Genomic DNA, 19,661 nt, shown 5'->3' with positions numbered 1-19,661 from the left:
CCATCGGGGCCCCCGGGTGGCCGGATTTGGCTTTCTGTACAGCGTCCATGCTCAGGGCGCGCAGCGCGTTGGCGCATTGGCTGCGAATGGTTTTTGTCGTCTTCATCAGTCTTTATCCCTGCGGCTTACAGCATCTGCTGAATCTGTTGTTCCAGTTTCACCTGATCGACAGCAAACAGTCGGATCCCTTCCGCTAGTTTTTCCACTGCCATGGGATCCTGATGATGCTGCCAGAGAAACTCCGCCTGCGTCATCGGGCTGGGACGGGTTTCCGTCACGCAGCCGGGGGCCAACTGGCGGGTCAGCGCCCCTTCGCTGGCCGCCAGCTCGTCCAGCAGTGCCGGAGAGATGGTCAGGCGATCGCAGCCCGCCAGCGCCTGGATCTGCTCAATACGACGGAAGCTGGCGCCCATTACCACCGTGTCATAGCCATGGGATTTGTAATACTGATAAATCTGGCGCACGGAGACCACGCCCGGATCGCTGTCCACCTGATAGGCTGACTGCGGCTGGTGCTTCTGATACCAGTCGTAGATGCGGCCCACAAAGGGCGAGATGAGAAAGACGCCCGCTTCGGCGCATGCCCTGGCCTGAGCGAAAGAGAACAGCAGCGTCAGGTTGCAGTTTATACCGCTCTGCTCCAGCTCTTCGGCAGCGCGAATGCCCTCCCAGGTGGCGGCGAGCTTAATTAGAATCCGCTCGGGACCAATGCCATTTTTTTCATATAACTGGATGAGCTTGCGCGCCTTCGCGACGCACATCCCGCGATCCCAGGCAAAGCGGGCATCCACTTCGGTGGAGATACGCCCGGGCACATGGCGCAGCACCTCGCTGCCGATATCCACTGCCACCTGATCGCAGGCGTTAATCAATTGTGTTTCTACGCTGCCTCCCTGGCGGCGTGCCTTGCCAATCGCATCGGCAATCAGCGGCTGATACTGCGGCAGCTGCGCGGCCTTCAGCACCAGCGAGGGGTTGGTGGTCGCATCCTGGGGTGCAAACTTTTTAATCGATTCAATATCGCCGGTATCAGCAACAACCGTGGTGTATTTTTTCAGTTCGTCTAACTGGCTCATCATCTGTTCCTTATCTTACGACTGCGGAGGTTAATCTCTGGCATGCTGGTGTTCGTAATAATCAATACGTTCCACTTTGGGCGCGGATCCGCCGCCTTCATATTCGGATTCAAGCCACGCCTGAATGATTTTTTTACCCAGCTCGGTGCCAATCACCCGCGCGCCGAGGGTAATAATCTGCGCGTTGTTACTTTTACGCGCTCGCTCAGCGGAGAAGGTATCGTGACACTGGGCGGCACGGACCCCGGGGACTTTATTGGCCACAATACTCATCCCAATGCCGGTACCGCAGATCAGAATGCCGCGCTCGTGTTCGCCCTGTTTAATCGACATCGCCACCGCATGGGCAACATCCGGATAAACGGTACTCCCCTGGCGTTTATCGCTGCTGTAATCCGCGACGTTAATTCCCAGCCCATTCAAATAAGCGACGATAGTATCGCGAAAAGCATAGGCGGCATCATCCGCACCAATAGCGATTGTTTTCATGGTTATTTCCTTAATTTAACAGTACGTCTTAATGACAATTCGGGTAAAACGAAATTTGGTCGCCGGGCTGAATAATTTGTGGTGGTTCGCCGTAAAGGTGTACCGTCCCGGGTAATTCAGCGATATCTGCGCCATCAAAATTTAGCGTGATATGGCCAAGCTGTCGTAAATTTGCCGTTGCCACACTACCTACCGCGGTCACCCGATAATTTTTATCATTTAATTTCATTCGCTGACCTGGCGCTAACTCGGCGGTCAGTTCGCTGGCCTGGTGTACGGCGCAATAACTCGCAATATCGTCGGGAACGGCATCGGAGAATAAAATAAGCCGCTGCTCCCGCAAAGAGCACTCAACGTATTCCCCGACGGCGGTAATTCGTAATGAATACAACGGCACGCTCATGCTATTTATGTCCTTTGGCGGCAGGGGAAGATAATGTCACGCTCTCTTCACTTTTCGCGTCTTTCAAAGGCTCTGCGGCTGGCGCCCGCTTTTTCAGCCGTTTATCAAACCAGGCGACCAGTATCGGCGCGGTGATCATGGTGATAATGCTCGCCGTCGCCAGCTGCGCGGTGGCGGCATCCACGTACATCGCCAGAGAAGGATCCGCCTGGGCAACCATCGCCGGCGTCAGCGCTGAGCTGGCGGCGGTGGTTCCCAGCGCGGCGCCCAGCGCACTTTTCTTCTTCAAAAACAGGTTGTAGATAAAGTAGAACACAATCCCGGTTAGCGCGGAGATAATCCCCAACAGGATCCCGGACAACCCGGCGGTGAACACCGTATTGATACTGGAATTGGCGCCGATGGCGAACGACATAATAATGATCACCAGCGGCTGCGCCGCGGCGCATAACTGTTTAAAACGTTCGTCCAGATTGCCCCACAGCATGCCAATCAGCAGTGGAATCAGCATCGACAGCAGCGCGGCGAAGGGAATATTGGCCAGGCCGCTGACGCCCAGCACCATCATGGTAACAAACGGACCATCCTTGATGCAGAACACGGAGATCGCCCCGGCATCACTGGCATCGCCATAGCTGCTGCACAATGCGATATAGAGGGAGCTGTTCGAGCTGGTCAGGCAGGCAATCAGCGCCAGGGTCGATATACCGAGAAAACCACTCGGGCCAAACAACGTTCCCGCAGCCCATACCGCCAGGGCCCCGGCCAAACATTTGAGAAACAGCAGCACGGCGCCTTTATAGAGCGGCAACCCGGCCTGACGGATATTGATCGAGGTTCCGCAAATGAGCAAAAATATGCCCATCATGGCACTGGATCCGACTTTAAATAAGGCGGTGGTCGGGCCGCCAATGCTGAGCACTTGGGGCGCGAAAGTATTAATCAATATGGCCACCAACAGTGGAATAATAATTAACCCACCCGGCACCTTGTTCATTTTCTCAAGTATATTAATATTCATAGGGTAACTCTTAAATTAAGATTCAACAGAGATAACGACGCAATACTACCCTGACGACCATTACGTCGTTTATTATTTATTAGATGACTGGGTTATTGCTGTGCTTCTTGATAAATTCGGTCAACAATGATGCTAATAATATCTTCCGGTCCGGTTAACCCTCCTTTTCCGACACAAATTAGGCCGGCATAATCACCACCAATAATCCGCACCATATCGGTTTGCGGGATGACATAGTCAATCATTTCTATTCCGGTCGCGCCCAGCTCTTTTAGTACATTGACCATGGTGTCACCGCCGGTCATATACAATCCTTTAATTTCACCCGACGCACAGTTAAGCACCTCGCGTACAATACTGCCCAATCCGTGGTTAATATTTTGCGCAGCCTCACCGTGGGCCAGACCAAATCTCTGCTCCTCTTCCTGGAGGTTTAGCAACCGCCCGGTCAACGCGGATTCAAAAACAAAGAGCGCGTTGTGCTGCGCCGGAACGCACTGTCGGGCATGCTGTACCACGCGATTGACTTCAATCTCAGCAGCGTTTTTCCTGTCAACCAACAGCTCGGCATCAACCGGGATATGGCAGACCCGGTCATCCCTGGCGATCAAATACTGGAGCTGCTTTTTGGTTACTGGCGTTGCGCTGCCGGCGACGATCAGAACCGAGCCGCGCTGACTGTCCGCGGTCAGGCTCGTGGGCGCGCTGCTCCGCGCTTCGCGCATCAAGCCGCGACGAACCGCCAGCCGTTCGGTAAAGGGCCCCGGATCGACGGCCAGCACGTTCCAGTTCAGGGCCACTACTGCCCCGGCGATGGCATCAACATCGTCGACGGTAATCGCATCGACCACTATCACCCGCACGCCGCGCTGCTGTTGCTCCTGCAAATCCTGCTGGATTTGCCCTTCGCCTTTCATCACCGACGTCAGCGCGATATGCCCGACCTGATGATGGGTCTGCGCCGCCAACAGTCCCGGCACCCACGACTCGGTGACCGGGGTACGTACATCGCGAGCCACATCGGTCCGCGACAGGGCTACCGAATCAATCACCGAATAACCGCCAACGAGAATACGCCGTGACTGCGGCATCGCCGGCACCACAACCGCCACCGTCTCCTGCGGCAGTTGTTCCAGCATGGCATCGATTTCAAATCCGATGCCGCCGCGCAGCGTGGTATCAATCCGCTTGGTGAAGTAGTGCGCGCCGCGAGCCTGCAGCTGTTTCACCGCAGCGCTCACTTTATGCTGGGCCTCCGCTTTCGGCAACGGGCGGCTGTCGCTGCTGACGACCATCGCCGGATACTCGACCTCATTGCGGGAGAAGGATTCGGTATCGAAAAACGCGGCGGTTTTTAAACCGCTGCGCGCCAGCAGCACCCCGACGGTGGTCGCCCCGGTCAAATCGTCAGCCACGATCCCAAGCTTTCCGCCTTCCCCTTGTGGCCAGACCATCTCAATGCAGGCAGGCGTCACCCCGGAGACGTAGATCCCTTCGTGTATAAATTCCGCCAGCGGGCCGCTTTTGCCGGTGGGATGCAGGTTAATGGTGGGAATTCCCCGCTTCGGATAGAGTCCGCAGCGCAACGTGCCGCCGCAGTCGATGACCATTAAACCAATCTCTTCTGCCGGCGGTTCGCCATTTTTGAATACATCAATGGAGGGCCAGCCGGTCAGTTCGCTCAGGCGGTCGACGACGGGGGGACGGATCCCCCCGGTGATGTACGCAATCTTTTTCCCCTGACCCAGCGTGATAGTCAGAGGCCCACCCCAGCCCTTACAGCCCTTGCTAATCAACAGATGTTTTTCCATTTCTCTGTCCTCGTGATTCGCATGAACCTCAGCGATTATTGATGCTTCATTTTCCAGTAACGGGCCGCCACCAGCGTCGACTCCAGCATACTGACGGTACCCGCCTTACCGGTACCGGCGATATCAAACGCCGTCCCATGGTCAACGGAGCTGCGCATAAACGGCAAGCCGAAGGTAATAGTGATCGAACGTTCAAAGTCGAGGGTTTTGCAGGCGATATGCCCCTGATCGTGATACAGCGAGAGAATGGCGTCGTAGCGCCCCTGTTTGCCGAGATGGAACACGGAATCGGCCGGTACCGGCCCGATAGCGTTGATCCCCATCTCCTGGGCCGCTTTCACCGCCGGGATCAGATTGTCTGCCTCTTCGTGACCAAAAAGACCGTTGTCGGAACCATGCGGGTTCAGGGCGGCCACGGCAATGCGCGGATTGTTGATGTTAAGGGCAGTAAATTCATGATGGATCTGCTGAACGCAGGCCAGCACCCGCGCTTTATTGGCATAGTCACAGGCAGCTTTTAGCGCCATATGGCGGCTCACGAAGAAGACGCGCAGGTTGTGGACGTGGAACATGGTCAGACCGTAATCAGATTGGGTTTCCACCTGATAGATTTCGGTATGGCCCGGGAGCTTACATCCTGCCAGCTTGATGGCTTCCTTATGAATTGGTGCAGTAGAGACCACGTCGATCAGCCCCGCTTTGCCCAGTTCAATCGACTTCATCACATAATCCAGCGACATTTGCCCCGCCAGCTTCTGCACCTTGCCCCATTCGATGCTGTCGCAGTCGTAGTCGCCGGTTTCCAGGACATCCAGCGTCCCCCAGCTGAAACGGGCCTCCTGCGGATGGGCAATCTTATGGATAGCAAAATCGCAGCCCATGATTTTCATCGCCCGGCTGATAATCGGTACCGAGCCGATCAGGAACGGTTTGCACTCGTCATACACGCTTTTGTCCATCATGGTGGCCACGGTGATCTCTGGGCCGATCCCTGCCGGATCGCCAATGGTAATCGCCACAACGGGTTTTTTCTCTGCTGACATCATGCGCCTCTCTTGTCTCAGTTGATTGTTCATATGTTCATAGTCAAATCATATGCTCAAAACATTACCTGATGAATGAGCCGCCATTAGTGATGAGGATCACATAAAAAAATTCATAGATTTTTTTCATCGAAAAATGTGATCTAACATATGTTCATGTACTGATAAAAAGTTCAATCTCAATACAGGGTATAACACCCACATTTGGCAAGTGTTTGATTTTATTAAGAGGAGAAGCAAAGATGACCCCGATATGGTTAGGAACCAGCTGGAAAATGAATAAGCCGCTGTCGCAGGCCATGGCCTGGTGCGAAACGCTGGCAGCGCGGATGCCAGAGGGCTGTCACCCTGCTATTCAGCCCTTCGTCATTCCCCCCTTCACCGCTATCCAACCCGTCAGCCATTTTCTGCAAATGCATCAGTTACCACTTTTGACCGGCGCGCAGAATATGCATGAAGCGGATCAGGGCGCCTGGACCGGGGAAATCTCGGCGGCCATGTTGGCAGAAACCGGCGCCACGCTTGTTGAGCTGGGACATTCAGAACGACGCGCCGCCTTTAATGAAAGCGATGCCGCGATTAATCGAAAAGTACATAGCGCCTTAGGTCATGGCCTGCGCCCACTGATCTGTATTGGCGATAGCGCCGAGGAGAAACGCTGGCAGGTGTCGCGTGAAAGCGTGGTGCGGCAGATGAAGATCGCCCTGTATGGCCTGAGCCACCAGCAAGCGCTGCAGACCCTGATTGCGTATGAACCGGTGTGGGCCATTGGCGAACATGGTACGCCCGCTTCACCGCAGGAGGCGGGCGTCATTCATCAGGCGTTGCGTGAGGCGCTTTGCGAGCGGTTTGGTCATGAGACGGGGATCCGTATCCCACTGCTCTATGGCGGCAGCGTTACGCTGCAAAACGCGGTGGAACTGCTGCGCCAACAGGAGATCAATGGCTTGTTTATCGGCCGCGCGGCCTGGGACGCACAAGGCTATTGCGACATTGTTCAACGCGTTACACAGGAATTTATTTTGCAGGCGCAGTAATATAAGAGGGACACCAGAGATGGAAATTCCAGGCCATGATTGAACAAGACTCAGATTACGCCCTGCTCACTGAAATTGCGGTGGCTTATTACGATCAGGAACAAACGCAGGAAGAGATCGCCAAACGATTCGGCATTTCGCGTATCAAAGTCGGGCGCCTGCTGAAAAAAGCGCGCCAGGAAGGGATTGTTGAGATCAGCGTCAAATACCATCCGGTCTTCAGCTCCCAGATTGAGCAGCAGTTTATTTCGCACTTTGGCATTAAGCGCGCGCTGATTGCCCTGGATCACCATGATGAAGATGAACAGCGCCAGCAGGTGGCGGCCCTGGTCAGTAACTACCTGGCTGGGGTGTTAAAAAACGATATGACCGTCACCGTTGGTCAGGGGCGCAATGTGGCCGCGGTGGCGAATCACGTCGGCGTGTTTCCTGAGCGCCACTGCCGCTTTATCTGCGGCATCGGCGGAACCAAGCGCGACAATCAGCTGATCGACGCCGACCACATCAGCCGGAATCTGGCGCGCAAATTTAACGGCTTCAGCGAAACGCTTTACGCCCCGGCCTATGTGGAAACCCCGGAGCTGCGCGCCGCCTTTATGCAAAACCGCCTGATTAAGGCCACGCTCGAACAGGCCAGCAAAGCTGACGTGGCGATCATTGGCCTCGGCGATATGAATGAAAACAGTTTTATGGTCCAGCTCGGCTGGTTTACGCCGCAGGAAATTGCCACCGCGCGTCAGGAACAGGGGGTGGTGGGCGATCTGGCGGGGTACAGCTTTTTCAATATTCAGGGCAAACCCGTCGATACGGTGATGAATGACCGGGTCATTGGCTTAAGTCTCGAACAGCTGCGGGCCATTCCCTGCGTCATCGCTATCGCCTCCGAAAGCACGAAAGCGACGGCGATCCTGGGGGCATTACGCACCGGGGTTATCGATGTGCTGGCTACCAGCGCCTCGAACGCCCGTTCGGTCATTAATATGCAAAAGGCGCTATAAATAAGCCACAGCGCAGGCGGCGGATCAGCGTCGTCCACCGTCACGCTGGCCTTTGCCCTTCCCTTTTTCGGCTCGCCGCTGCACAAAATCTTCAATGATGCCGACAACCCAGTTGAGAGGTTTCCACAACACCACCAGCAGCAGCATGGGGCCGTATATCCGCACACTACCTGTCGCGACCTGACCAGTGAACAGCAGGGCTAAGATATCCAGCAGCAGGCACAACGCGCTGCCAGTGCCGACGAACAGACACAGCAGGAAGAGGATCGGTCGGCTATCGGCGTGTAGTGGTAAAGCACGCTGGCTCCAGACGCCAACGAGAATGGCCGCGATCAACATGATCGCTTCGATAACCAGCGGATTGTGCATGGTCTGACTCCTGTCATGACGTTTCATCCTTGTCAGCAGCGCTGCCGGAATCAGTGGCCAGGGCCCTGGCTACCGGCAGGCGGCTTCAGTTTATAGCGGGTTTTCCTGCAGCAGCTTATCGATAAAGGCCGGCACCACTTCGCTTGCCAGCCCGTAGTGCTTCTCGGCAAACTCGCTGCCCACCTGGCTGGGCTCCAGGTTCAGCTCTACCGTATGGGCGCCGTGCAGCCGCGCCTCGTGCACAAAGCCAGCCGCCGGATAGACATGGCCGGAGGTACCGATGGCGATAAAAATATCCGCGTCGGCCAGCGCGCTGTAGATCTCGTCCATCCCCAGCGGCATTTCGCCAAACCAGACTACGTGCGGACGCAGCGCCGCCGGGAACTGGCAACAGTGGCATTTGTCCTCAGCGGTGACGTCGCCGGTCCACTCCAGTACCTGGCCGCTCCACGAACAGCGCACCTTCAACAGCTCGCCGTGCATATGGATCACCCGGCGGTTGCCGGCGCGCTCGTGCAGATTATCGATATTCTGGGTGACCAGCAGGAAATGGTCGCCCAGTAGATCTTCCAGACGCGCCAGCGCCAGATGCGCCGCGTTCGGCGCGATTTCCGGACTCTGCAGCTGACGACGACGGGCGTTGTAGAACGCCTGCACCAGCGCCGGATCGCGGGCGAAGCCTTCCGGCGTCGCCACATCTTCCACCCGATGCTCTTCCCACAGGCCATCGGCCGCGCGGAAGGTTTTGATCCCCGACTCCGCCGATATGCCCGCGCCGGTTAACACCACCACTCTCGGTTTTGCCATCGCTTCAGGTTTCATCCTGTCCTCCCTAAAGAAAATCCGCTGACGCAGACGGTCACGCAACCGACGTTTATTGCGACGAAAACGGCTCAATCGATGTAAACGGCGCGACTGCATAGCTACCTCTGTGATTAATGGGTCAGATGAAGGAAGGCCGCACCGCGCATTCCCCCGGCATCGCCGTGGCGCGCGCGCTCAATGCGCGGAACCCTGGCGACCGGCAGAAGATGGCGCGGCAATCGTTGCGCCAGCCCTTCGCTAATGGCCGTAAAGTTAGATAATCCACCGCCGAGCACCAGTAAATCCGGGTCGACAATGGTCAGTATATTCCCCAGACACACCGCCAGCAGATCGAGATAGCGCTCAACGTGCGCCTGGGCGCGCGGATCGTGCTGCTGCCACTGCGCCACAATCTCCGGCGAGGAGAGCGGGTGTTGGTAAAAATGTTCGTACAGCCAGGCGAAACCGCGGCCGGAGAGATAATTTTCAATGCAGCCCAGCTGGCCGCAGCCGCAGCGCAGCAGCGGAAAATCGCGCCCGACCACCTCCAGGGCATCCACCGGCAGGCGAATATGGCCGAACTCGCCGGTGATATAGCTATGTCCGGTAATCGATTTACCGTTCAATACCAGGCCGCCGCCCACGCCGGTGCCGAGGATCAGCCCCATCACCAGCGGGTATTGCGTAAACTCATCGTCCCACGCTTCAGACAGCGCAAAACAGTTAGCGTCATTATCGAGGCGCACATCGCGCCCCAGCCGCGCGCTAAGGTCGGCGCGCAGCGGCCGGCCGCTGGCGGCTGGCACGTTAGCGGCATACAGCGTGCCGTCTGCCGTTTCCGGCATCCCCGGGATACCAATCCCGACCGACCCCTGCTGGTCGAAGCGCTCATCGGCCTCGCGGACCAGCGCCTCCACCGCCTGGAGAAAATCCTCATAACTGCTTTTCGGCGTGGCGACGCGTTTTTCCCACTGCAGTCGCCGCTCCTGATTAAATACGCCCAGCGCTATCTTGCTGCCGCCAATGTCAAATCCATAATACATTTCAGCAATTCCTCTTGTGTCGTCAGCAAAGCCGACGATGACGATAAATTACTGGCCACTCAGCACCCTCGCCGGGTCGATGCGGCTGGCGCGGCGGGCGGGATACCAGCTGGCCAGCAAACTCAGCAACAGTGCTGTCACCAGCACATAAAAGACGTCCAGCCAGTGCAGTTCTGACGGCAGGAAGTCAATAAAATAGATGTCGCCGGAGAGGAATTTATGCCCAATCAGGTATTCGATGCCGTTGATGATTGACGTCAGGTTCAACGCGCAGATCACGCCGATCACTACCCCGAACAGGCTGCCTACCGATCCGGCTAATAAACCATACCACACGAAAATCGCGCGAATTAAGCCGTCTTTTGCGCCAAGCGTGCGCAGCACCGCAATATCGCCGCTTTTGTCTTTGACCGCCATCACCAGCGTCGAGACGATGTTAAAGCAGGCCACGCCGATCACCAGCACCATCGCCAGGTACATAATGGCGCGGATCATCTGGATATCGCGATACATATAGCCATAGGTGCCGATCCAGCTCTTGATGTAGACGTAGCTGTTGGTCACTTCTCCCGCATCGCGTACCAGCTTGTTCGCGTGGAAAACGTCGGTGACCTTGATGGCGATGCCGGTCACGCTGCTGCCCATCTCCAGATACTGCTGCGCATCCTGCATCGGGATCATGGCAAAACTATGATCGAGCTGGCCGCTCAGCTGTAAAATTCCGGTCACATGCAGCCTGACGCGTTTTGGCTGCAGCAGTTGATGGTCGGCGTCGGCATTAGGGATCATGATCGACACCCAGTCCCCCTGCTTCACGTGCAGCGCATCGGCGACCCCTTTACCCAGAATCACCTGCTGTTCACCAGCCTTGAATCCGGCCCACGCGTTATTCTGCACGAAGGTAGGCAGCGCGCTGAGCCGGGTTTCCTGCTGCGGATCAACGCCTTTCACCTGGATGGCGCGCATATTACTGCCGCTCTCCACCAGGCCGGTGAAGTTAATATAGGGCGCCGCCGCGACAATTCCCTTCACCTTCTGCACCTTCGCCAGCGCCTCCTGCCAGTTATTCCACGGCTGGTTCACGGGTTCGATTTCACCGTGCGGCACCACCGCCAGCACGCGGTTATTCAGCTCGCGTTCAAAACCGTTCATCGCGCTGAGGCCGACGATCAGCACCGCCACCCCCAGCGCAATGCCGATGGTGGAGATCACCGAGATCAGCGACACCATGCCGCCGCGCCGCCGTCCGCGGCTGAAACGTAATGCAATCAGTAACGATAACGGAGACGCCATTACTCGGCCCCCATCAGGGTCAGGTCGGCGGTCAGACGGCCATCGCGCATCTCCAGCTGGCGGCTCATCCGTTTCGCCAGCTGCAGGTCGTGGGTCACCACCAGAAACGCGGTGCGCTGCGCGACGTTCAGTTCGCCCAGCAACTGGAAGATGCTGTCGGCGTTGCGAGCGTCGAGGTTACCGGTCGGTTCATCCGCCAGCACCAGCCGCGGTTTATTCACCAGCGCGCGGGCAATCGCCACCCGCTGGCGTTCACCGCCGGAGAGCTCCGACGGACGGTGATGGCTGCGGTGTTCAAGCCCGACTGCCTGCAGCATCGCTTTCGCCTGGCGTTCAATATCCGCTGGCTTCTTTTTGCCAATCAGCAGCGGCATCGCCACGTTTTCCAGCGCGCTAAAGTCCGGCAGCAGATGGTGGAACTGATAGATAAAGCCCAGCTCGCGGTTACGCAGGTCGGCGCGCGCGGCGGTGGAGAGTTTACTCATCGGCTGGCCGGAGAAAATCACGTCGCCAGAGGTGGGCGTATCCAGGCCGCCGAGCAGATGCAGCAACGTACTTTTGCCAGAGCCGGAGGTGCCGACAATGGCCATCATCTCGCCTTCACCAATGCTGAAGCTGACATTGTGCAGGACATCGGTTTGCACATTGCCTTCCTGATAGCGTTTGCACAGGTTGTCGCATTGCAGCAGGATCTTATTCATAACGTAAAGCCTCAGCGGGTTGGGTGGCGGCAGCGCGCCAGGAAGGGTACAACGTAGACAACAAGGCCAGCACCATCGCCACCAGGGCGATAACAATAACCTGCAGCGGCTCAATCGCCACCGGCAGCGCCGCGCCGTCAAGGAAGGCGCCGATAATTGGCATTAAATTATTCAACTGGCTGGCGAGCAGCGCGCCAAGCACGGCTCCCAACAGCGCGCCGACGATCCCGGCGCTGGCGCCCTGCACCATAAAGACGGCCATGATCTGCCGCGGCGTCAGCCCTTGAGTTTGCAGGATAGCCACTTCGCCCTGCTTCTCCATCACCATCATCCCCAGCGAGGTAATAATGTTGAAGGCCGCGACGGCGACGATCAGGCTCAGCAGCAGGCCCATCATGTTTTTCTCCATGCGCACCGCCTGGAACAGTTCGCCCTTGCGCTCGCGCCAGTCCTGCCACTGGGTACCTGGCGGCAGCGTCTGCTGACTCAGGGTATCCACTTGCAGCGGTTTATCCAGCCACAGGCGCCAGCCGGTGATATTCCCCAGCGGATAACGCATTAAACGAGAGGCGTCGTCGATGTTGGTCAGCATCTGATAACCATCGACTTCGCTGTTGGCGGCGAAGGTGCCGATAACCGTGAACAGACGCTGGCTCGGCACGCGGCCCATTGGCGTAAACTGACTGGCGGAAGGAACCATCACACGAATTTGATCGCCACGATTAACCCCCAGTTGGCCCGCCAGCTGTTCGCCGAGAATAACGTTATATTTGCCCGCCTGCAGATCGCTCTGTTTGACGTTCACCAGGTACGGAGTCAGGGGATCGTTCTGCGCCGGATCAATGCCCAGCATGACCCCGACCGCCACGCTGCGCGCGCTCTGCAGGACGACGTCACCGGTGGTGATCGGCGCCACGCGGGTCACCCCCTGGAGTTTCGCCTCGCGCTCCGGCAGTTGCTGAGGGTTCACCGAGCCCTGTTTGGCGCTAAGAATGGCCTGCGGCATCAGCCCCAGGATATTGTTTTGCAGCTCGCGTTCAAAGCCGTTCATCACCGACAGGACCGTCACCAGCGCCATTACGCCAAGCGTAATGCCGATGGTTGAGAGCCAGGAGACGAATCGACCGAAGCGGTCGGCTGCGCGCCCGCGCATATAGCGCAGGCCGATAAAGAGTGCGGCAGGTTGGTACATGTCATCCATCTGGTTGCTGATAGCCGATGCCCGAGTATATAAGCGAATACGAGCAGCGTAAATGACTGATACCTGACGACTTTATTAGCAATAATCCTAAAAACCAAGCAAATACAATCGGATAGATAAGACCTTGCTGATATATCTTTACGCTTATCCGCAACCCGGATGTTTGTTGAACCAACACCTGATGGCAATTCGGGTTGGCGAATCCAGACCAATCGCGGATAATCTCACTATTGAATATCAGCGAGTTGCCCTCCATATCGGCAGAGCGAATCCCCAAGAGACCATGAAACCGTCTATGCCTGAACAATATCGATACTCATTGCCGGCCAAAGCCGGTGATCTGCGCCAGCTTGGCGAGTTGACCGGCGCGGCCTGCGCTACCCTGGTGGCAGAGATGGCTGAACGCCACAAAGGCCCGGTGGTGCTGGTGGCACCTGACATGCAAAACGCGCTGCGTCTGAACGACGAGATCAGGCAGTTTACCGACAGCATGGTGATGGGGCTGGCTGACTGGGAAACGCTCCCCTACGACAGCTTCTCGCCGCACCAGGACATCATCTCCTCCCGTCTTGCCACCCTTTACCAGTTACCCACCATGCAGCGCGGCGTACTGATCGTCCCGGTCAGCACCCTGATGCAGCGCGTCTGTCCGCACAGCTTCCTTCACGGGCACGCGCTGGTGATGAAAAAGGGTCAGCGCCTGTCACGCGATGCGCTGCGCGATCAGCTGGAGGGCGCCGGCTATCGCCATGTCGATCAGGTGATGGAGCACGGCGAATATGCCACCCGCGGCGCGCTGCTCGACCTGTTCCCGATGGGCAGCGACCAGCCCTACCGCCTCGATTTCTTTGACGATGAAATCGACAGCCTGCGTCTGTTCGACGTCGACAGCCAGCGCACGCTGGAGGAAGTGGCGGCCATTAACCTGCTGCCAGCGCATGAGTTTCCCACCGACCAGACCGCCATCGAGCTGTTCCGCAGCCAGTGGCGCGACCGTTTTGAGGTGAAGCGCGATGCCGAGCATATCTATCAGCAGGTCAGTAAAGGGACACTGCCTGCCGGTATCGAATACTGGCAGCCGCTGTTCTTCAGCGAGCCGCTGCCGCCGTTATTTAGCTATTTCCCGGCCAGCACGCTGATCGTCAACACCGGCGATCTCGAGGCCAGCGCGGAACGTTTCCAGAATGAAGCCCGCGCTCGCTTTGAAAACCGCGGCGTCGATCCGATGCGCCCGCTCCTGCCGCCGGAACTGCTGTGGCTGCGCAGCGATGAGCTGTTCGGCGAACTGAAAAAATGGCCGCGCGTACAGCTGAAAACCGAGCGCCTGGCGGACAAAGCGGCGAATACCAATCTGGGCTACCAGACGCTGCCGGACCTCGCCGTGCAGGCACAAAACAAAGCGCCGCTGGATAATCTGCGCCGCTTCCTCGAGTCCTTTAGCGGCCCGGTGATTTTCTCGGTGGAAAGCGAGGGTCGCCGTGAAGCGCTGAGCGAAATGCTGGCGCGGATTAAAATTGCGCCAAAACACCTGCTGCGTCTGGAAGAAGCCACCGACAATGGCCGCTATCTGATGATTGGCGCCGCCGAGCACGGGTTTATTGACAGCCAGCGCGACCTGGCGCTGATTTGCGAAAGCGACCTGCTCGGCGAGCGCGTGGCGCGCCGTCGGCAGGATTCACGCCGCACCATCAACCCTGACATCCTCATTCGCAACCTTGCCGAACTGCATATCGGCCAGCCGGTTGTCCATCTGGAGCACGGCGTGGGCCGCTATGCGGGAATGACCACCCTGGAAGCCGGCGGCATCACCGGCGAATACCTGATGCTGACCTACGCCAACGATGCCAAGCTATACGTTCCGGTATCCTCCCTGCATCTTATCAGCCGTTACGCCGGCGGGGCGGAAGAGAACGCGCCCCTGCACAAGCTGGGCGGCGATGCCTGGACCCGGGCGCGACAAAAAGCGGCTGAGAAAGTACGCGACGTAGCGGCAGAGCTGCTGGATATCTACGCCCAGCGCGCGGCGAAGGCAGGCTTTGCCTTTAAACACGACCGCGAACAGTATCAGCTGTTCTGCGACGGCTTCCCGTTTGAAACCACGCCGGATCAGGCGCAGGCGATTAACGCCGTCCTCAGCGATATGTGCCAGCCGCTGGCCATGGACCGCCTGGTGTGCGGCGATGTGGGCTTCGGTAAGACCGAAGTGGCTATGCGCGCCGCCTTCCTCGCCGTGGAAAACCACAAGCAGGTGGCGGTGCTGGTGCCGACCACCCTGCTGGCTCAGCAGCACTATGATAACTTCCGCGATCGCTTCGCCAACTGGCCGATACGCATCGAAATGCTCTCCCGCTTCCGCAGCGCTAAAGAGCAGGCGCAGATCCTCGAACAGGCCGCGGAAGGCAAAATCGATATCTTAATCGGCACCCACAAACTGTTGCAGAGCGAAGTGAAGCTACGCGATCTGGGGCTGCTGATCGTCGACGAAGAGCACCGCTTTGGCGTTCGTCACAAAGAACGCATCAAAGCGATGCGCGCCGATGTCGATATCCTGACCCTCACCGCCACGCCGATCCCGCGGACGCTGAACATGGCGATGAGCGGGATGCGGGATCTGTCGATCATCGCCACGCCGCCGGCCCGTCGTCTGGCGGTGAAGACCTTCGTTCGCGAATACGACGCCCTGGTCGTGCGCGAGGCGATCCTGCGCGAAACGCTGCGCGGCGGCCAGGTCTACTATCTGTTTAATGACGTCGAAAACATCCAGAAAGCCGCCGACAAGCTGGCGGAGCTGGTGCCTGAGGCGCGGATCGCCATCGGTCACGGTCAGATGCGGGAGCGCGAACTGGAGCGGGTGATGAATGATTTCCATCACCAGCGCTTCAATGTGCTGGTGTGCACCACCATCATCGAAACCGGGATCGACATTCCCACCGCCAACACCATCATCATCGAACGCGCCGACCATTTTGGCCTCGCCCAGCTGCACCAGCTGCGCGGCCGCGTTGGCCGTTCGCATCATCAGGCCTATGCCTGGCTGCTGACGCCGCATCCGAAAGCAATGACCACCGATGCGCAAAAGCGCCTTGAAGCCATTGCGTCGCTGGAAGATCTTGGCGCCGGCTTTGCGCTGGCGACCCACGATCTGGAGATTCGCGGGGCCGGGGAACTGCTCGGCGAAGATCAGAGCGGCCAGATGGAAACCATCGGTTTCTCTCTGTATATGGAGCTGCTGGAGAACGCAGTCGATGCGCTGAAAGCCGGACGCGAGCCCTCGCTGGAAGATCTCACCAGCCAGCAAACGGAAGTTGAACTGCGCATGCCTTCCCTGCTGCCTGACGATTTCATCCCCGACGTCAATACGCGCCTGTCGTTCTATAAGCGCATTGCCAGCGCCAAAAACGAACTCGATCTGGAGGAGATCAAAGTCGAGCTGATCGATCGTTTTGGCCGCCTGCCCGATGCCGCCCGCAACCTGCTGGATATTGCCCGGCTGCGTCAGCAGGCGCAGAAACTGGGGATCCGCAAACTGGAAAGCAACGAAAAAGGCGGCGTGGTCGAGTTCAACGAGAAAAACAACGTCAATCCGGTGTGGTTGATCGGCCTGCTGCAGAAGCAGCCGCAGCACTTCCGGCTGGACGGGCCGACGCGCCTGAAATTCATGCAGGATCTGGAAGAGCGTAAAACGCGGATGGACTGGGTTCGCCAGTTTATGCGTCAGCTGGAAGAGAACGCCGTCGCCTGACTGGCAGGAGATACGGCCCCCGAGCCGTATCTCCCTTCCTACATACCTGGCAATCTTTACAAACATTTTGCAATCCGCCTGGATTTCCCCACACAGACTCACGCCATAATCTCATCTGCTTTTCATATAAAAATAACCACTTATATATTTTGGAGTTATGGTAATGAGAAACCGTTTCCCCGTTACGCTCTGGCTGGCGCTGGTCGCGCTGGTCGCCGCGCTGGCACTGCCCGCGCGCGCCAACACCTGGCCCCTTCCCCCGCCGGGCAGCCGGCTGGTAGGTCAGAATACGTTCCATGTGGTGCAGGATAACGGCGGTTCGCTGGAGGCGATTGCCAAAAAGTACAATGTCGGCTTTCTGGCCCTGCTGCAGGCCAATCCCGGGGTTGACCCCTATGTTCCCCGCGCCGGCAGCGTGCTGACCATCCCCCTGCAGACGCTGCTGCCCGATGCGCCGCGCGAAGGGCTGGTGATTAACCTCGCCGAACTGCGTCTTTACTATTACCCGCCGGGCAAGAATGAAGTGACCGTCTACCCGATCGGCATCGGCCAACTGGGTGGAACCACCATCACACCGACGATGGTCACGACCGTGTCCGACAAGCGGGCCAATCCGACCTGGACGCCAACCGCTAACATTCGCGCCCGCTACAAGGCAATGGGGATTGAGCTGCCGGCGGTGGTGCCAGCCGGTCCTGACAACCCGATGGGCCATCACGCCATCCGCCTCGCCGCCTATGGCGGAGTCTATCTCCTGCACGGCACCAATGCCGATTTCGGCATCGGCATGCGCGTCAGCTCCGGCTGCATTCGTCTGCGCGACAATGATATTAAGGCGCTGTACAACGCCATCTCGCCAGGCACTAAGGTGAATATCATCAACACGCCGATCAAGGTATCGGTAGAGCCGGATGGTCGCCGTCTGGTTGAGGTCCATCAGCCGCTGTCTGAGCATATCGATGACGACCCGCAGACCCTGCCCATTACGCTTAACGCGGCCATGACGGAGTTCAAACAGGCACCGCAGACCGACGGGACGGTGATGGAGCGTGCGATGAATTACCGCTCGGGCATGCCCATTGACGTCACCCGTCATTTCGCGCCAGGCCCGCAGTCGATGTAGTCTCATGTTGCAGAAAACAAAAAACCCGCCTGATGGCGGGTTTTTTGTTGGCAAGGGTCAAACAGGGGTACAACAGGGTCTTACTCATCGCTGTCCGGTGAAGGGGGCCGGGCAGCGACGCATCGGGCTTACTTGTAGATAACGGCGGTACCGTGAAGGGTGTTCGGACCGGTTACCGAAGTAATACGGAATGAGGTGGCGCCCATCTCTTCTGCTTTCTGCGCCAGCTGGTCTTCCAGCGAACCCAGGTTGGTCCCGGCAGAAGCAGAGATGGTGCCTACTTTATGCTGACCCGCTGGGGTGGACTGCACCTCAACAGCGGCAAAGCTGGCGAAAGAGAGTGAGCTAAGAACGGCGGCAATAGCCAGAGTATTAACGGTTTTCATGATTATTATACCTGTGCAGATGAATTTTTTAGTAGGGTCGTAAGTATTAACTTAACGATCGATAGGTAAATAGTAATGTGATCTACATCACACGTCAACGCATTTTTATAACGATCGTTTAACTATTTATAAAATGCTTAAATTTCATACTCATATGAATTATTTATTTTTAAACCAACAGCGCTGGCCCCGGCGATCGTTTATTTTTATAATGACCTTTCACCAAACCAACATAGGTACAACGGCATCATGACAACTGACGTTCAAAGTTGCGCCAAAAAAAGCCGTGGCCGACCGAAGGTGTTCGACAGGGATGCGGCGCTGGACAAAGCCATGACACTCTTCTGGCAGCACGGCTATGAGGCGACCTCGCTCGCCGATCTGGTCGAGGCGACAGGAGCAAAAGCCCCCACCCTGTATGCGGAATTTGTGAATAAAGAAGGACTGTTCCGCGCAGTGTTGGATCGTTACATTTCGCGCTTTGCCGCGAAGCATGAAGCGGTGCTGTTTGCCGAGGGGAAACCCGTCGACGGTGCGTTGCGGGATTACTTCACGGCGGTCGCCACCTGCTTTACCAGCAAAGAGACGCCGGCTGGCTGTTTTATCATTAATACCTCCGCCGCGCTGGCCGCCTCCTCGACGGATATCGCCAATACCATCAAGTCACGCCATGCGATGCAGGAGCAGGCGCTGACCCAGTTTCTGCAGCAGCGGCAAGCGCAGGGCGAACTGCCCGCAGGCCGCGATGTCGCGCAGCTGGCGCAGTTTTTAAACTGTGTACTGCAGGGCATGTCGATTAGCGCACGGGAAGGCGCGGATTTCGATAAGCTGATGCAAATCACCGATACCACCTTCCGTCTCTGGCCGCAGCTCCTCGAGTCCTGATGCGCCCGCTTCCGGCGGTATTCTGCCGCCGGATCCGCTCTCCAGTTCGCTTTACCCACACAAAATAGATTGATTTCTATTGTCTTTCCCCGCAAAAGATAAACGCAAATGATATTGATTGCGATATTCATTATGTGCAAAATCCTTTTTTGAGTTTTTCCAGATGTTTCGCATTGTAACTAATGCCGACCCGGCGTCGGCCTATAACAACGACAAAGCAACTTGCTCATAAAAGG

At 57.4% G+C, this 19,661-nt stretch carries 21 protein-coding genes and 1 pseudogene; 6 read left to right on the top strand and 16 right to left on the bottom strand.

The window, feature by feature from the left end:
• The 7 genes from CWM61_RS23835 to pdxA all read right to left on the bottom strand — a co-directional run.
• Window positions 1-106, bottom strand: a 106-nt coding sequence (locus CWM61_RS23835) for a hypothetical protein (RefSeq protein ID WP_133122470.1), incomplete at its 3' end; no start/stop codon positions are given.
• Window positions 107-125: 19 nt separating this feature from the next.
• A complete protein-coding gene (gene tal, locus CWM61_RS23830) occupies window positions 126-1,076 on the bottom strand; it encodes a transaldolase (protein WP_074386318.1) in 951 nt (316 codons plus the stop codon).
• 30 nt (window positions 1,077-1,106) lie between these two features.
• Entirely contained in the window at window positions 1,107-1,565 is a 459-nt protein-coding gene (gene rpiB / locus CWM61_RS23825; protein ID WP_008806013.1) for a ribose 5-phosphate isomerase B, read from the bottom strand.
• Window positions 1,566-1,593: 28 nt separating this feature from the next.
• Complete coding sequence (locus tag CWM61_RS23820) at window positions 1,594-1,968, bottom strand: PTS glucitol/sorbitol transporter subunit IIA (RefSeq protein WP_064180330.1); 375 nt, start codon at window positions 1,966-1,968, stop codon at window positions 1,594-1,596.
• A 1-nt stretch (window position 1,969) separates the two neighbouring features.
• A complete protein-coding gene (locus CWM61_RS23815) occupies window positions 1,970-2,989 on the bottom strand; it encodes a 2-keto-3-deoxygluconate permease (protein WP_100632027.1) in 1,020 nt (339 codons plus the stop codon).
• 92 nt (window positions 2,990-3,081) lie between these two features.
• Window positions 3,082-4,800, bottom strand: coding sequence for a four-carbon acid sugar kinase family protein (locus CWM61_RS23810; protein WP_100632026.1), 1,719 nt, complete (start codon window positions 4,798-4,800; stop codon window positions 3,082-3,084).
• A 35-nt stretch (window positions 4,801-4,835) separates the two neighbouring features.
• Window positions 4,836-5,843: a 4-hydroxythreonine-4-phosphate dehydrogenase PdxA gene (gene pdxA / locus CWM61_RS23805; protein WP_008806010.1), complete on the bottom strand. Its 1,008-nt coding sequence runs from the start codon at window positions 5,841-5,843 to the stop codon at window positions 4,836-4,838.
• A 242-nt stretch (window positions 5,844-6,085) separates the two neighbouring features.
• On the opposite strand from pdxA, the gene CWM61_RS23800 reads away from it, so the two are divergent.
• Window positions 6,086-6,880, top strand: coding sequence for a triose-phosphate isomerase (locus CWM61_RS23800; RefSeq protein ID WP_074386320.1), 795 nt, complete (start codon window positions 6,086-6,088; stop codon window positions 6,878-6,880).
• Between the two features lie 35 nt (window positions 6,881-6,915).
• Window positions 6,916-7,878 (top strand): sugar-binding transcriptional regulator, encoded by a 963-nt coding sequence (locus tag CWM61_RS23795; RefSeq protein ID WP_004140612.1) that lies wholly within the window; start codon window positions 6,916-6,918, stop codon window positions 7,876-7,878.
• A gap of 24 nt (window positions 7,879-7,902) precedes the next feature.
• On the opposite strand, the gene CWM61_RS23790 is transcribed toward CWM61_RS23795, so the two are convergent.
• From CWM61_RS23790 to CWM61_RS29495, 7 genes and pseudogenes are all read right to left on the bottom strand, one after another.
• Window positions 7,903-8,247, bottom strand: a complete 345-nt coding sequence (locus CWM61_RS23790; RefSeq protein ID WP_074386321.1) for a hypothetical protein — start codon at window positions 8,245-8,247, stop codon at window positions 7,903-7,905.
• A 90-nt stretch (window positions 8,248-8,337) separates the two neighbouring features.
• Window positions 8,338-9,168 carry a Sir2 family NAD+-dependent deacetylase gene (cobB, locus tag CWM61_RS23785; RefSeq protein WP_008806007.1) on the bottom strand — a complete coding sequence of 277 codons (831 nt, stop codon included), beginning with the start codon at window positions 9,166-9,168 and terminating at the stop codon, window positions 8,338-8,340.
• Between the two features lie 14 nt (window positions 9,169-9,182).
• On the bottom strand, window positions 9,183-10,094 hold the full coding sequence (gene nagK, locus CWM61_RS23780; protein ID WP_038422335.1) for an N-acetylglucosamine kinase: 912 nt from the start codon (window positions 10,092-10,094) through the stop codon (window positions 9,183-9,185).
• Window positions 10,095-10,142: 48 nt separating this feature from the next.
• On the bottom strand, window positions 10,143-11,387 hold the full coding sequence (lolE, locus tag CWM61_RS23775; protein ID WP_012542227.1) for a lipoprotein-releasing ABC transporter permease subunit LolE: 1,245 nt from the start codon (window positions 11,385-11,387) through the stop codon (window positions 10,143-10,145).
• On the bottom strand, window positions 11,387-12,088 hold the full coding sequence (gene lolD, locus CWM61_RS23770; RefSeq protein ID WP_002900798.1) for a lipoprotein-releasing ABC transporter ATP-binding protein LolD: 702 nt from the start codon (window positions 12,086-12,088) through the stop codon (window positions 11,387-11,389). Before lolD ends, lolE begins: the two co-directional genes overlap by 1 nt.
• On the bottom strand, window positions 12,081-13,280 hold the full coding sequence (lolC, locus tag CWM61_RS23765; RefSeq protein WP_012542228.1) for a lipoprotein-releasing ABC transporter permease subunit LolC: 1,200 nt from the start codon (window positions 13,278-13,280) through the stop codon (window positions 12,081-12,083). The genes lolD and lolC overlap by 8 nt, the downstream gene beginning before the upstream one ends.
• A 142-nt stretch (window positions 13,281-13,422) precedes the next feature.
• Window positions 13,423-13,545, bottom strand: a pseudogene (locus tag CWM61_RS29495) (hypothetical protein); the annotation flags it as partial.
• Between the two features lie 39 nt (window positions 13,546-13,584).
• Here CWM61_RS29495 and mfd point away from each other — a divergent pair.
• Window positions 13,585-17,031, top strand: coding sequence for a transcription-repair coupling factor (mfd, locus tag CWM61_RS23755; RefSeq protein ID WP_100632025.1), 3,447 nt, complete (start codon window positions 13,585-13,587; stop codon window positions 17,029-17,031).
• Between the two features lie 163 nt (window positions 17,032-17,194).
• Complete coding sequence (gene ldtC / locus CWM61_RS23750) at window positions 17,195-18,154, top strand: L,D-transpeptidase LdtC (RefSeq protein ID WP_074386325.1); 960 nt, start codon at window positions 17,195-17,197, stop codon at window positions 18,152-18,154.
• A 128-nt stretch (window positions 18,155-18,282) separates the two neighbouring features.
• Here ldtC and bhsA read toward each other — a convergent pair whose 3' ends face one another.
• The gene (gene bhsA / locus CWM61_RS23745) at window positions 18,283-18,540 is read right to left on the bottom strand and encodes a multiple stress resistance protein BhsA (RefSeq protein ID WP_022065354.1); all 258 of its coding nucleotides are present in this window, start codon (window positions 18,538-18,540) and stop codon (window positions 18,283-18,285) included.
• Window positions 18,541-18,673: 133 nt separating this feature from the next.
• On the opposite strand from bhsA, the gene CWM61_RS29490 reads away from it, so the two are divergent.
• Together CWM61_RS29490 and CWM61_RS23740 are read left to right on the top strand one after the other, a co-directional pair.
• Window positions 18,674-18,793, top strand: coding sequence for a hypothetical protein (locus CWM61_RS29490; RefSeq protein WP_165451836.1), 120 nt, complete (start codon window positions 18,674-18,676; stop codon window positions 18,791-18,793).
• Window positions 18,790-19,425: a TetR/AcrR family transcriptional regulator gene (locus tag CWM61_RS23740; protein WP_074386326.1), complete on the top strand. Its 636-nt coding sequence runs from the start codon at window positions 18,790-18,792 to the stop codon at window positions 19,423-19,425. The genes CWM61_RS29490 and CWM61_RS23740 overlap by 4 nt, the downstream gene beginning before the upstream one ends.
• 51 nt (window positions 19,426-19,476) lie before the next feature.
• On the opposite strand, the gene CWM61_RS29485 is transcribed toward CWM61_RS23740, so the two are convergent.
• Window positions 19,477-19,599, bottom strand: a complete 123-nt coding sequence (locus CWM61_RS29485; protein WP_162677766.1) for a hypothetical protein — start codon at window positions 19,597-19,599, stop codon at window positions 19,477-19,479.
• Window positions 19,600-19,661: the final 62 nt, after the last annotated feature.

This window comes from Klebsiella sp. K-Nf6, assembly GCF_002806655.1.
GTDB lineage: Bacteria > Pseudomonadota > Gammaproteobacteria > Enterobacterales > Enterobacteriaceae > Klebsiella > Klebsiella variicola.
Note: the sequence above shows the minus strand (reverse complement) of the source record. Positions and strands in the feature narration are given on the sequence as shown.